General features: G+C 38.1%; 14 protein-coding genes and 1 pseudogene. 6 read left to right on the top strand and 9 right to left on the bottom strand.

Annotation, left to right across the window (positions count from 1 at the left end):
• Positions 1-310: 310 nt before the first annotated feature.
• The gene (locus MOK21_RS23115; RefSeq protein ID WP_249076286.1) at positions 311-1,285 is read right to left on the bottom strand and encodes a peptidylprolyl isomerase; all 975 of its coding nucleotides are present in this window, start codon (positions 1,283-1,285) and stop codon (positions 311-313) included.
• A 144-nt stretch (positions 1,286-1,429) separates the two neighbouring features.
• Here MOK21_RS23115 and MOK21_RS23110 point away from each other — a divergent pair, with 144 nt between their 5' ends.
• Positions 1,430-1,534, top strand: coding sequence for a YjcZ family sporulation protein (locus MOK21_RS23110; protein ID WP_082337661.1), 105 nt, complete (start codon positions 1,430-1,432; stop codon positions 1,532-1,534).
• Positions 1,535-1,887: 353 nt separating this feature from the next.
• On the opposite strand, the gene MOK21_RS23100 is transcribed toward MOK21_RS23110, so the two are convergent.
• The 5 genes from MOK21_RS23100 to MOK21_RS23080 form a co-directional block, all read right to left on the bottom strand.
• Positions 1,888-2,433: a DUF3267 domain-containing protein gene (locus MOK21_RS23100; RefSeq protein WP_249076285.1), complete on the bottom strand. Its 546-nt coding sequence runs from the start codon at positions 2,431-2,433 to the stop codon at positions 1,888-1,890.
• A gap of 178 nt (positions 2,434-2,611) precedes the next feature.
• Positions 2,612-3,172 (bottom strand): HTH-type transcriptional regulator Hpr, encoded by a 561-nt coding sequence (locus MOK21_RS23095; protein WP_132364123.1) that lies wholly within the window; start codon positions 3,170-3,172, stop codon positions 2,612-2,614.
• 156 nt (positions 3,173-3,328) lie between these two features.
• Complete coding sequence (locus MOK21_RS23090; RefSeq protein WP_249076284.1) at positions 3,329-3,724, bottom strand: YtxH domain-containing protein; 396 nt, start codon at positions 3,722-3,724, stop codon at positions 3,329-3,331.
• 159 nt (positions 3,725-3,883) lie between these two features.
• Positions 3,884-4,414, bottom strand: a complete 531-nt coding sequence (locus MOK21_RS23085) for a tryptophan transporter (RefSeq protein WP_249076283.1) — start codon at positions 4,412-4,414, stop codon at positions 3,884-3,886.
• A gap of 141 nt (positions 4,415-4,555) precedes the next feature.
• Positions 4,556-4,975 carry an HIT family protein gene (locus MOK21_RS23080; RefSeq protein ID WP_249076282.1) on the bottom strand — a complete coding sequence of 140 codons (420 nt, stop codon included), beginning with the start codon at positions 4,973-4,975 and terminating at the stop codon, positions 4,556-4,558.
• Positions 4,976-5,079: 104 nt separating this feature from the next.
• Between MOK21_RS23080 and MOK21_RS23075 the strand changes: the two genes are divergently transcribed.
• Together MOK21_RS23075 and MOK21_RS23070 are read left to right on the top strand one after the other, a co-directional pair.
• Positions 5,080-5,829, top strand: coding sequence for an ABC transporter ATP-binding protein (locus tag MOK21_RS23075; protein WP_249076280.1), 750 nt, complete (start codon positions 5,080-5,082; stop codon positions 5,827-5,829).
• Positions 5,813-6,997 carry an ABC transporter permease gene (locus MOK21_RS23070; RefSeq protein WP_249076278.1) on the top strand — a complete coding sequence of 395 codons (1,185 nt, stop codon included), beginning with the start codon at positions 5,813-5,815 and terminating at the stop codon, positions 6,995-6,997. The genes MOK21_RS23075 and MOK21_RS23070 overlap by 17 nt, the downstream gene beginning before the upstream one ends.
• A 54-nt stretch (positions 6,998-7,051) precedes the next feature.
• On the opposite strand, the gene MOK21_RS23065 is transcribed toward MOK21_RS23070, so the two are convergent.
• On the bottom strand, positions 7,052-8,212 hold the full coding sequence (locus MOK21_RS23065; protein ID WP_283164884.1) for an amidohydrolase: 1,161 nt from the start codon (positions 8,210-8,212) through the stop codon (positions 7,052-7,054).
• A gap of 380 nt (positions 8,213-8,592) precedes the next feature.
• Positions 8,593-9,111: an antibiotic biosynthesis monooxygenase family protein gene (locus MOK21_RS23060; RefSeq protein WP_249076277.1), complete on the bottom strand. Its 519-nt coding sequence runs from the start codon at positions 9,109-9,111 to the stop codon at positions 8,593-8,595.
• 234 nt (positions 9,112-9,345) lie between these two features.
• Here MOK21_RS23060 and hemE point away from each other — a divergent pair, with 234 nt between their 5' ends.
• The 3 genes from hemE to hemY all read left to right on the top strand — a co-directional run bounded on the left by hemE (position 9,346) and on the right by hemY (position 12,888).
• Positions 9,346-10,395 carry a uroporphyrinogen decarboxylase gene (gene hemE, locus MOK21_RS23055; RefSeq protein ID WP_249076276.1) on the top strand — a complete coding sequence of 350 codons (1,050 nt, stop codon included), beginning with the start codon at positions 9,346-9,348 and terminating at the stop codon, positions 10,393-10,395.
• Positions 10,396-10,525: 130 nt separating this feature from the next.
• Positions 10,526-11,446: a ferrochelatase gene (gene hemH / locus MOK21_RS23050; RefSeq protein WP_249076275.1), complete on the top strand. Its 921-nt coding sequence runs from the start codon at positions 10,526-10,528 to the stop codon at positions 11,444-11,446.
• A gap of 14 nt (positions 11,447-11,460) precedes the next feature.
• Positions 11,461-12,888: a protoporphyrinogen oxidase gene (gene hemY, locus MOK21_RS23045; RefSeq protein ID WP_249076274.1), complete on the top strand. Its 1,428-nt coding sequence runs from the start codon at positions 11,461-11,463 to the stop codon at positions 12,886-12,888.
• A gap of 120 nt (positions 12,889-13,008) precedes the next feature.
• Here hemY and MOK21_RS23040 read toward each other — a convergent pair.
• Positions 13,009-14,017: pseudogene (locus MOK21_RS23040) on the bottom strand (collagen-like protein); the annotation flags it as partial.

Here is a 14,017-nt window from a genome sequence, read left to right as displayed (position 1 = left end):
ATCATGATAGTATAGCGTATGCTTTGTCTAAAGTGATTTGGAATCTTTGGGGGATCTGCGTTACAGATGAGATCATAGAGCAGGCTGTAAAGAAACATCAAAGAACATCTTAAAAATGAAATAACATTTAAAAAGAAAGAGGATTCATTTTGAGTAAACTTTATTCAAAATGAATCCTCTTTGCTTGTCTTACATACGCGTTTTTAAAATGCTTTTAAGCCAATTTTATTTCAAATTGACTGTATATAAAAAGGGTTACGCCTGTATAAGCGTAACCCTTCATCATATAGTAAAATAACAACAATGTAGATTATTTTTTGTCAGTATCTTTCTCTTTGTCGTCTTTACTTTCTTTTTGAGCTTTTTCTTCAGCTTTTTTTGCTTCTTCTTCTTGAGCTTTAGCTTCGTCCTCACTTGATGTTGTAAGGGACTTGATAGCAGGCTCTAATTCTTTATCAGAAGTTTTTATATCAGCATCTTTTGCTAATTTTGCAAGGATATCTTTAAGAATTTTTTGATCTTCACCTGTTTGCATTAATTTACCTAGCATTTGTGAACGGATGTTTGCTTCTTCGTCTTTGAATGAGCCAACGCCTTTTACATCACGCTTTTCAGTAATTTCAATAACGTGGTAACCAAAGCTTGTTTTAACTGGTTCACTTAATGTTTTTAAAGGAAGGGCATAAGCAGCATCGTTAAATTCATCTACCATTGCACCAACTGAGAACCAACCAAGCTCTCCGCCTTTTTGAGCAGAACCAGTATCAGTTGAGTATTCTTTTGCTACATCTGCAAATTTTGCGCCGCCTTTAATTTTGGCAATTACTTCTTTAGCTGTTTTCTCATCGGCTACTAAAATATGACGACCATTTAACTCAGTTTTCATTTGTTCATAATGCTTTTTAACATCTTTTTCTGTAAAAGCTTTATCTTTTATAGCTTTTTCTGAAAGAAGTGAAAGACGTAAAGAATCTTTATAGCTTTCTTCTGTTAAGCCGTACTGAGCAAGTGCTTGGGCAAAGCTATCACCCATTTGTGCAGCTTGTGCGTCATATGCCTCTTTGATTTCTTTATCAGATACTTTATATTTGTCTGCTAATAATTTTTCAGTCAACATTTGTTCAAGTACCTTAGAACCAGCTAAAGCTTTTGATGTTTTGTTAAAGTCGGCAACTGAAATGTCACCTACTTTTGAAGTTGCAATCGTTTTGTTGTCGCCTCCGCTACAAGCGCCAAGCGCTAATACTGAAGCGGCTAATGTTAAAGATAAAACTGTCTTTTTCATAGTGGATATTCTCTCCTTACGATGGTTTCGTCCATTTTTTACTATAACATAAACGTTTTAAAAACAAAATGGTTCCCCCTTGAGTATAGCCTATATTTCAAATTTTCAAGCGCATAGGATATAGAAAAGAAAGGGGGTGAAGTTATGAGCAGCGGAGGATACGGTGGCGGTGGCTACGGCTCAGGCTTTGCTTTATTAGTTGTGTTATTTATTTTATTAATTATTGTTGGTGCAGCGTTCCTATACTAATTAATAAAAATGATGAAAAGCTAAGGGCTTAATGTCCTTAGCTTTTTTACAATGTATGGCATGCGTGTTGCACGCTTGTGATGCACTTTTCTTGTTAACTATACAGCATATAAAACTTCAATATAAAATGAGACAAGTAATATTGTAATAAGTATATTTATAGTTCGGAATACTTTTGGTTGTTTTTCTTCGGGAATTTCACGTCGCATGCACAGCGCATAAGTCATGCGGTTTATTTGAAATAAATAGAATACCGAGAATAGAACTACAATCATTAACAGCAAGTCTATTCCTCCCCTCTTTCAATATTAATAGCATACAAAAAACGTTCATAAAACACAAGTACAAGCAATTTAGTGGATAGTAGGCGGCACTAAAATTTCATAGCCCTTAGGCGTCTCCTCAATCTGGGAGTCCTTAGGTGAATTCAATAAATATTTCACATATAGAATATCAATGACACATAGACTACAATGGTAAGCTAAAAGTAATGTGCCGTAATGGGTATAGGCAGGGAACAGCAGTGTACCTAATATAAGGGCTGTATTGAGAACGATAAATGGTGTAAGTAAAGCTAAAATATAACGATTTTTCGATAAAGGTTCACGGATACGCATGTGCAGAATAGGGATAATATAAAATTGGGTACGCACGCGCAATTTTAAATGTTGACGTAAATCATACAATGCTAGAAAATGTAAGCATTTGTGGATTGGATAGATGGCAAATACAGTGATAACAAATAGCCAAAACAATTGATCTGTATAGTGCTCATTATTAAATAAATTAAATGTCACATAGGAAAGGGAAAAGACAGTAAAAAAAACAATCACAGACATAATCATAATACGAGTTGTTCCGTAATGGTGTTCTAGATTTAAAATTTTCCAACAATGCATGATTATCAACTCCGTAATTATGAATGGTCCTATCTAATGTAAATTGATTTATGCTAGAATGCAAGAAAAAGGAGGTATCTCAGAAAAAAATCTGAAGTACCTCTTTTAGCATGATCTTATAAGCTAATAAGCCATAGGTTACGAATAATTGATCCTAAAAGGCCGATAGACTTTACTTTTATCCTTTTACAGTTGGACGTTCTTCTACCTTATCAAAGGATTCACGGAAGTGTTGGAAGGAACGTTCGAAAATGTCGATGAAATCCTCTCCGTATATATTGCGAATAACAGCCATAACATCTAAAAATTCTGGGAAGCGCCCGTATAGGTCTTTTAAAGCCAATGAGCCCTCTAGTACAGAATGATACGTATTATGATAATTACTATTCATTTCAACAATAAGTTCTGTACCTGCTTCTGTTAACTCTACGTAAGTATTACGCTTGTCATCATCCCGTTTTGAAAACTTAAGGAATCCACGTTCTTCTAATTTTTTTGAAAAATTAAATGCAGTCGAAACGTGCATAACCCCGAATTTTGCCACGTCAGAAATTGAAGCCCCTTTTAAATGATACGAAATCCATAAAATATGATGTTCGTTAATATTTAAATCGTAGGGCTTAATCCATTGCTGCCAATCTTTTTCCACTGCTTTCCATAAAGCTTTTGATAATTGCGCAATTCTTTGACTATAAAGCATCGCTTCTTTTTGCGTGTATAATTCCTCTGACAAAGCCATCACCTACTGCTTTCTTTAACATTTTAAAAATATTATAGCAATAAAGGAAAAAAGTTTAAAGTTAGAAAAATTAAAAAATTGAAAAGTGGTTAAAAAGTGACAATATAACGATTGGATTTAATAAAAATATAGGATTTTTATCGGTTGTCAAGGACTTTAGTTGCTGAGTTTTTCTTGCGTTTTTTGCTTTCTTTCTGTGAATTGTGCAACATTTTTCTCGATTTCGCTTATTGAATTCTGTAACGCATCTATTTCTTGTTGTAAGTTATTTTTTGATGGCTCTATTTCTTCAGTGAATGTAGTAATAGTTTGTTTTAAATCATTTATTATTAGTGGTATATTATTTTTGATTTCAGTTGTAAGAGAATTAACAGATTGTTTAACTGAGTCTGCTTGCTGTTTTACATCTAAAAGTTTGTCCTTAGTGCTTACGGCATTTGATCGCAAATTAGCACGTAATTGCTGTCCTGATTGAGGAGTTGAAAAAAGTACAGCGATTGTCCCACCGACAATCCCAGCTGCCAGTCCAAATAAAAATGGTTTTGCTTTCATAGTGAATACCTCATTTCTATAATGATTATGTGTTACCTACTATTAAACCATGAAATGCACATATACAAAAATAAAAAAGAAACTAAACGAGTGATTTTGTATCACAGTTTAGTTTCCATTGTAGATGAACGTGCATGATTTAGACGTATGCACCTTTTATTAAATTGAAATAGCTGTTTGGAATTTAGAGCGTTTGACTAATTTTGCAACGATAGGATAAATAATTGCAAAAGCAATAACATTGAATGCTACAGCAGGTAATACAACGCCTACAAACAGAATAGCGAATGTTGCACCAACATTTGCATTGAATACAAAAAGTGCTACTGCTAAAAAGACAGTTCCAGATAAAATTGTTCCTACACCAACTAAGCCAGCGGATACTGCGAAATTGCTTGCCAATTTTTTTAGCACAATTAAGAAAGCTAAAAAGACAAAGCCTGTTACTGCTTTATCGATAATATTTGGGACAAGACCAGCTGGAAATGTTGTAAACAATCCTGAAAGTACGCCAGTTGCTAAAGAAAGTAAGAACGTTTCTTTAACAGTAGGAAACAATAAAATGCCAATAAACATCATTGTTAGCATGAAATCAGGCTTCATGCCATTTACCATTCCTGGTGTGACCACATAAAGGGTAGCTCCAACACCAACTAAAAGGGCCATTAAAACTAAATTCTTCGTATTCATTTCTAATCTCTCCTCGACTATGCTAATCTTTTTTTGTCTCCCAACGTGTCCTCGTGACCGTTAGCGAAACTTATTTGTGATTGTACGCTATAAATTTGAAAATTGCAATACACAATTCTGACAATTTGCTCTGTCCGAATTTTAATGATTTAGGTTAGCTTTAATGCTTTCAGCAACTTCAGTTAATTGCTCAGGTGTATATTTTCGTGTTTCCCAAATTAAGCCCAAGCCTTCTTTTTCATCGTAACGCGGAATAAAATGTAAGTGATAGTGGAAAACAGTTTGTCCAGCTGCTGCACCATTATTATTAATGGTATTAAGTCCAAGTGGATTAAAAGCAGCTTTTATAGCATTTGCAATTTTAGGTGCTACTGCATATAAGTTACGAGCTACATCCTCAGGCATTTCGAAAAGGTCTTTACAATGGTGTTTTGGAATTAAAAGTGTATGACCTTTAGCTACGGGCGAAATATCAGTAAATGCATAGACATGCTCGTCTTCATAAATTTTTGTACTTGGAATAGATCCATCAATGATTTTGCAAAATAGGCAATCGCTCATTTGAAAATTCCTCCTTATTTTATATGTAAGTACATTCTATCATACTCATAACTGTATCATTTGCTAATTTTTGATAAAATATAAACGAGAAGAGGAGTGAGGGCATGACGGTATTAGAGGTACAACATGTGACAGGTGGTTATACAAGAAAGCCTGTTATTAAAGATTTATCATTTACGATTGAAAAAGGGGAGCTAGTTGGCTTAATAGGCTTAAATGGAGCTGGTAAAAGTACAACAATTAAGCATATTATCGGTACGATGCTTCCAAAAGAAGGAGACATTCGTTTAAATGGTGTGACATTAAAGGAAAATACGGACAAGTATCGCACGGCATTTTCCTATATTCCTGAAACACCTGTATTGTACGACGAGTTGACATTACGTGAACATTTAGAATTAACCGCGATGGCTTACGGCCTAGATGAAGCAACACTTGCAGCTCGTTCACAATTATTATTAAAAGAATTTCGCATGGAAAAACGCCTTAATTGGTTCCCATCGCATTTCTCAAAAGGGATGCGTCAAAAGGTTATGATTATGTGTGCATTTTTAGTCAATCCAAGTCTTTACATTATTGATGAGCCTTTCGTAGGGCTCGATCCACTTGGAATTCAATCATTACTTGATCAGATGGATGAAAAGAAAAAAGAGGGCGCTTCTATATTAATGTCCACACATATTTTATCGACCGCTGAAAAGCATTGTGACCGCATTATTTTATTGCATGAAGGACGTGTGCGAGCACAAGGAACAATGGAGGATTTACGCAAGGCATTTTCGATGCCACATGCGACATTGGATGATTTATATATTGCAATGACAAAGGAGCGCGACCATGAAGAACTTGCGTGATGTATGGTCCTCTCGCTTCATGCACTATATAGGTGAAGTGCAAAAATATATGCGATTTATTTTTACAGGGCATTTAGCGATTGTACTAGTATTTCTGATCGGAGCAGGGGGCTATCAATATAGTGAATGGCTGAAAATTGTACAGCCGGATTTTCCAGCCGAAATATTAATCGCATTGTTTGTAGGGATTTTACTAGCATTTAGTCGTCCTACTTCACTATTGAGAGAGCCAGACCAAGTGTATTTATTACCATTAGAATCAAAAATGTCACAGTATTTCAAAAAGGTACTAGCGTGGACGTTTTGGTCACAGGTTTGGATTGTGGCAATTGTTTATATCGTTAGTATCCCTTTATTAAAGGCTGTTACTGAATTAACAACAATTGAAATTTGGTCAGTGTTTCTACTAATTATTATATTGAAATATTTGAGCGTTCAAGGCGAATTTAGCTATCGTTATAGTGAACGTGGACAAATGATTTGGGTGGATAGGCTAATTCGAGCTGTAATCTTTAGTATTGCTGTGTACATGGGCCTTCATATGCAGCTTATTTTAGCAATAGTTGCTGCTGCAATTGGGTGTGTATATATTGTGATATTTAGGAAAAAATGCGTGGGTGAGCCTATCCCATACGAGCATTTTGTGAAGCTTGAACAAAATCGCATGATGAGCTTCTATCGATTTGCTAATTATTTCACAGACGTTCCACATCTACGAGGTAGCATCCGTCGTCGAGGTTGGCTTGACTGGCTTTATAAATTTGTGCCATATAACAAGGATAATGCTCAAAAGTACTTGGTGTTCCGTACATTTATCCGAACTGATGATCATTTTTATTTATGGTTCCGTTTAACAGTGATTTCAGCTGTTATCGCAGCCTTTGTTGATATTCCAGTCGTTTCGTGGATTGTTGCAGGTGCATTAAGTTTTGCCACAACTATTCAATTAAAGCAGGCCTTACTATCAAGCGGTGAATTCCGCATGGACATGCTTTATCCTTTACCTGATGAAGCACGCAAGGTAGCCGTCAATCAAATTGTACGTCTAGCGATGATCACACAAGCTATTATAGTTGGTCTAAGCGGTATCACACAGCCAATGTTCTATATAACGTTTATCATCATTTTGGTTGTTAGTGAATTGACTGCTAAGGTTTCAAAATCTTGATACTAAAAAAGCTCATTTCTCCAATTCTTTTATTGGAAAAATGAGCTTTATTTTTTACTCTAGTAATTGATAGTCTAGTGCTGCTGTTAATAATACCTTTGCAGCAATAAGCATGCCTTTTTCATCTATATCGAATTTTGGATGATGATGTGGGGCATATTCAGCTGGTCTGGCTCCAGTAAAGAAGAATGTACCTGGCTTTTCCTCTAAATAGTAAGCGAAATCTTCAGCCCCCATAGTAACCTCGACCTCAGCGACATCGCAAATATCCTGTGCGATATGACGCACAAAGAGTGTTTCCTTCTCATGATTGACAAGTGCAGGGTAGCCATGACGATAATCAAGCTCAATAGTACAATCATGCGTAATTTCTGTACCTTGGATAATCCGTTTAAACTCACGTTCCATCGTTTCACGAACATCCATATTAAACGTTCGAATGGTGCCATTTAAATAGGCTGTATCGGCAATAATATTGTCGGCATTAGAAGCTACGAATGAACCAACTGATAAAACAGCCGATTCGGTTGGAGCAATCCGACGTGCGACAAGTTGCTGTAAATTCATAACGAGCTGAGAGCCAATCACAATCGCATCTTTTGTTTGATCCGGATGAGCGCCGTGCCCGCCCTGACCTTGAATTTTTAATTCAAAACTATCAACGGCAGCCATCGTGGGTCCTACGCGATAGCCAATCATCCCTGTTGGATAGTTAGAAGATAGATGTGTACCAAAAATAACATCAACGCCATTTAAAGCGCCAGCCTGTACCATCCCGATTGCTCCGCCTGGATCAACCTCTTCAGCATGCTGATGAATAAGTACATATTCTCCCACTAATTCACTACGCATTTCCCATAATAGCTTCCCGATTATTAACAAAGTAGCTGTATGACCATCGTGCCCGCAAGCGTGCATAACGTTAGCTACAGTTGACTTGTATGGTACGTTTTTTTCATCTTGTATAGGCAATGCATCAAAGTCTGCTCGTAAGGCAATCGTTTTGCCAGGCTTCCTTCCTTTAATCCGCGCAATCAAACCGTAGCCACTGACATTAGCTTCAACCGGTACACCCAGATTTTTATAAAATTGAATAATATAATTAGCAGTTTCTTTCTCCTGGAAGCTCAGCTCCGGATGCATATGTAGATGACGACGAATCGCCACCATTTCATCAAAATGGGCATCAATCTTTTCAAGTAGATGTTGGTTCAAAGGTAAAACCTCCTAAAATAGACTATCCTAGATTTTTATGAATAATATAATAGTTTCATAACTGGATAAAACAGCAGGTCAGTACTTCTTATAAAAGAATATTCTTAGCCAGAGTAATAAATTCCGCGCATTCGGAGAATACCCGCGGGAGGGCAGTGAATACCCGCGGAAGGGCATCGAATACCCGCGCTCCGGAGAAAACCCGCGGAATAGCAGTGAGTACTCGCGCCTCCGGTGAGAATACCCGCGGAAGGGCATCGAATACCCGCGGAAGAACAGTGAATACCCGCGCCTCCGTGGAGGATACCCACGGAAGAACTATCGAATACCCGCGCTCTCGAGAATACACACGGAGAGCAATGAATCCCTGCCCACCCTAACTAATCTTCGTTTTCATCCTTTGGAGCAGCGCTATAGGTTGTGACATAGGAAGCTGCTGAGAAAATATTTTGTTGATTCACACCTGATGGTTCTTTACGTTCAGCATGTGCTGATGCAAAGGCTTTTGAGCTTTTCCATGCTTCGAACGAATGAGGGCCGTTCCATTGTGTCATGACAATGTAAGTTTCACTATTCAATGGACGAAGCAGTCGAAATGCTATAAAGCCTGGCTCATCTTCTATAGCGCGTGCTCGATTTAAAAAGCGATGTTCAAAAACTGGTCTACCTTCATCTGTAACGGGAATATTGTTGAATACAAAGAAGCCGCGTTCTTCTAAATCATTTACTGAATCTAGCACTTCAAACTTCCGAGGTGTAGCAAAGACAGATTTCCCTTCGGTTTCATGTATAAGCACAGAGTTTCCCTCCCCGTGTATTAACATCATTTCCTCGTTTGGATATTTGTTCTTTAACTGTTCTAAAAAATCACCTGTACCAGAAGTTAAATAAATATACATAAAAATGCCCTCCTTATGAATTTTCATCATATAGCGTGATTATTTCCATTTAAGTGTAAGTCTATAGCTTTGTCAAAAAAGAAATCCCTTAGAAAGAACAATTTTATGACATTTTCCTATGAAAACTATACAATAACAGAGGAAGCGTTTACTATTGAAAACGGATATCAATAATAACGACATAAACATAAGAATTTTTACGATATGAATTTTATTGAGGGGAAGGAATTATTCATGACAACTTTTAATGATACACTTCTACGTGCTGCACGGGGAGAAAGAACGGAACATACACCAGTATGGTATATGCGACAAGCAGGACGCTCTCAGCCAGAATATCGTGCGATAAAAGAAAAGTATTCTTTAGAGGAAATTACACATCAACCTGAGCTTTGTGCATACGTAACACGATTACCAGTAGAAAATTATAATGTTGATGCAGCAATTTTATATAAAGATATCGTAACACCTCTTCCTGGTATTGGAATAGATGTGAAAATCAAAGCAGGTGTAGGTCCTGTCATTTCAAATCCTATCCGCTCAGTCGCTGATATAGAAAAACTAGGTGAATTTAATGCAAAAGAACATACACCATACGTTTTAGAAACGATAAAAATGTTAACAGAGGAACAACTGAATGTACCTCTAATCGGCTTTGCGGGTGCGCCATTCACACTTGCAAGCTATATGATTGAAGGTGGTCCTTCAAGAAACTATAATAAAACAAAGTCATTGATGGTATCAGAGCCTCAAGCTTGGTTTGCATTAATGGACAAATTAGCTGATATGATTATTTCTGATATTTCTGCTCAAGTCGAAGCGGGAGCAAAAGCTATCCAAATATTTGATTCTTGGGTCGGTGCATTAAATGTTGAAGACTATCGTGTGTTCATTAAACCAATCATGACACGTATTTTTGCAGAGCTGAAAAAAGAAAATGTGCCACTTATTCAGTTTGGTGTCGGTGCAAGTCATTTAGCCAAAGAGTGGAATGATTTACCGGTCGATGTTGTTGGCTTAGATTGGCGTTTACCGATTAAAGAAGCGCGTGCAAACGGTATTACTAAACCCGTACAAGGTAATTTAGATCCATCACTATTACTTGCTGATTGGTCAATTATTGAAAAACGTACGAAAGATATTATTGATCAAGGCTTAGAAATGCCAGGACATATCTTTAACTTAGGTCATGGTGTGTTCCCAGAGGTAGACCCAGAAGTCTTAAAACGTTTAACAGCACTTGTTCATGAATATAGTGCTCAGCAAATCCAAGCACGTTTTTAAAAAATCTCATATTCTTTTCTATGTTTCAACGTAGAAAGGGTGCTGTCCAACCTAATGAATTGGACAGCTTCTTTTTGTCACAATGTACGATTAAAGAAATATTTGACTATTATTTAGAGGTGAAAAGGTAATGAAAGAAGTTAAAGGCTTATTAGTTATGGCATACGGAACACCCTATAAAGAAGAAGACATTGAACCTTACTATACGCATATTCGCCACGGTCGCAAACCGTCAGAAGAGCATTTAGAAGATTTACGTAGTCGCTACGAAGCTATTGGTGGTTTATCGCCACTTGCTGCTGCAACAAAAGCGCAGGCTGAGGCTTTATGTGCTCGCTTAAATGAAGTGCAAGATAATGTGGAATACAAATTATTTATCGGTTTAAAACATATCCACCCATTTATTGAAGATGCTGTAGAAGGAATGGTAGCAGAAGGTATTAAAGAAGCTGTTTCTATTGTGTTAGCTCCACACTTCTCAACATTCTCAATTAAATCATATAATGGTCGAGCAACTGAAGCGGCTGCAAATCGATTAACAATTACTTCTGTAGAATCTTGGTATGATGAACCAAAGTTCATTGAATATTGGAAAGTCAAAGTAAATGAAACGTTTAATGCAATGTCTGATGAAGAACGTGAAAAAGCATGTTTAATTGTGTCTGCACATTCACTTCCTGAGAAAATTAAAGAGTTGGGCGATCCGTATGAAGATCAATTGATTGACACGGCTCGACTAATTAAAGAAGCGACTGGTATAAACAATGTGGAAGTTGGCTGGCAATCTGCTGGACAAACACCTGAGCCATGGATCGGACCAGATGTTCAGGACTTAACGCGTGAACTTTACGAACAAAAGGGCTTCCGTTCATTCGTTTATACACCAGTTGGCTTTGTCACAGAACATTTAGAAGTTTTATATGACAACGATTATGAATGTAAAGTAGTTTGTGATGAACTTGGCGCGAAATATTATCGTCCAGCAATGCCGAATACACACCCGTTATTTATTGATGCAATGGTTGATGCCATTCATAAAAAATTAAGCTAAGCGAAAAGAAAGTGATGATGTTGGTGACTCAAAAAAGACGAAAGGTAGTTGTTGTAGGCGGTGGCATTACTGGCCTCGCAGCTGCGTTCTATTTGCAAAAAGAAGCAAGCGCAAAAGAATTGCCGTTAGATATCGTACTTGTCGAGTCGTCATTACGTCTTGGCGGAAAAATACAAACACTGAGAAAAGATGGTTTTATTATCGAGCGTGGTCCAGAATCTTTTTTTGATCGTGAGAACTATGTATATGCTCTGGCAAAGGATTTAGGCATTGAACAGGAAATGATTACAAGCAATACAGGGCCGACTTATGTTGCTGTTGGTAGTCAATTGTATCCAATCCCGAGCAATCTTTTGTCTGGAGCAACACCACATGTCTCGTCATTTATTACATCAGGTTTGTTTTCACTTAGCGGGAAAGTTCGTGCGGCGGGGGATTTTTTCATTCCTCGTTCTGCACAGAATGATGACCAACCATTAGGGCAATTTTTTAGAAGAAGATTCGGTGCTGAAATTGTGGAGAATCTAGTAGAGCCATTACTTGCAGGGACATTTGCTGGTGATATTGAGCAGTTAAGCATGCGCTCAACATTCCCCCAGCTTTATGGATTAGAACAAAAATATCGCAGCTTACTTATTGGTATGAAAAAGTCAGGTGCGAATTTTTTAAGTAACGCTCTCACTACGAAAGATAAAGGGATTTTTCAAACATTTAATAATGGTCTTGAGACACTTATCGAAAAGCTTGAAGAATCACTACTTCCAGGGACAGTTATGAAGGGTGTTAAGGTCGAGGAAATTGAGCGTGGTAAGGATGGTACTGTCCAAGTCGTGTTAAACAATTTTACACAATTAAAAGCCGATGCTGTTATTATTGCTACACCATTTAATGTGGCAAGAAAAATGTTCAGCAAGCACCAGTTATTAACTGAATTGAGTACGATGAAGGCTGCAACTATTGCTACTGTAACAATGGCATTTAAAAAAGACCAGTTAGGTGATCTAGATGCATTATCATTTTTTGTCTCCCGAAATAGTGATTTTTCAATAACTTCTTGTACTTGGATGAATCGAAAGTGGCCTGGCACAACACCAGATGATTATGTGCTATTACGTAGTTATATTGGTCGAGTGGGCGACGAGGCAATTGTAGCGCTATCCGATACTGAAATTGAAAAGACCGTATTGCAGGATTTAATGAATACAATTGGGGTAAATGGAGAACCGCTAATGACTGTAGTTTCCCGCTGGAAAAATGCCATGCCGCAATATACCGTAGGACATGAAAAGAAGGTAGAGCGAGTAAAACAAGAATTACGTGAGCATTTTCCGACTGTTAAGCTCTCGGGGAGTTCCTTCGAAGGGATATCAATACCTGAGTGCGTTGAGCAAGGTAAAAATGTTGCTGAAGAAATGCTAAAGGACATGTTCGGAGATTTGTGAGAAATAAATGGTTATCAGTAAGTAGTACAAACTTGAAGATCAAGGTTTGTACTACTTTTTTTATTTCCAAATTAAAAACTGGGAAAGCAAGCTTCTACTTTCCCAGTAAAGATTTTAATGCTATGAAATCCGGTGACATGACCATACAATACCGCCAGAGTTAGCTCCTCCAAGAGTAAGCCCTATCGTTAAACCGTTAGCATTGTAGAATAAATCAATGGTATCACCTGCATTTAAATCGACCTCTCCAGCCAATGTTACTGTCCCATTACCAAGGACAGCGCGTAAAGTCAACACGGCTATAATATTTACATTTAATAAAGGGAATAGCCCGCTGATTAAATTTGTTGTACCGTTTTGGCGAATAGCAAATGATGGATTGATGCCAGCCCCTAAGGTTACGCTAATTGCTGCAGCAGTTGAGTAATTGATTGTAGCTTCAAAAGCATATCTTCCAGTTGTTGGAACAGTGAAAATTCCGGTTGTTGGATTGAATGCTGGTGTTGTGAAATATGGAGCTGCAACACTCCAGTTGGTGATAGTAGTAGAACTACTTGCTGTTATTGCATTATTAAATGCTGAGAAACCTTCTGTAAATGCTGGTCCGATAGCCCCAGTAGAGCCAGTAGAGCCAGTAACGCCAGTAGCCCCAGTAGAGCCAGTAACGCCAGTAGCTCCGGTAGCGCCAGTAACGCCGGTAGCGCCAGTTTCACCAGTAGCACCAGTAGCCCCAGTGGCTCCAGCAGAACCCGCAGCCCCAGTAGTACCAGTAACGCCAGTAACGCCAGTAGCTCCAGTTTCACCAGTAGCCCCAGTAGAGCCAGTAACGCCAGTGACGCCGGTAGCACCAGTAACGCCAGTGACGCCGGTAGCACCAGTAACGCCAGTAGCCCCAGTAGCCCCAGTGGATCCAGCAGAACCCGCAGCCCCAGTAGAGCCAGTAACACCAGTAGCCCCGGTAACACCAGTAGCCCCGGTAACACCAGTAGCCCCAGTAACGCCGGTAGCACCAGTAACACCAGTAACACCAGTAACACCAGTAACACCAGTAACACCAGTAACACCAGTAACACCAGTAACACCAGTCACACCAGTAACGCCAGTAGCCCCAGTAACGCCAGTAACACCA

It is taken from the genome of Lysinibacillus sp. BPa_S21, from assembly GCF_023337795.1.
GTDB lineage: Bacteria > Bacillota > Bacilli > Bacillales_A > Planococcaceae > Lysinibacillus.
Note: the sequence above shows the minus strand (reverse complement) of the source record. Positions and strands in the feature narration are given on the sequence as shown.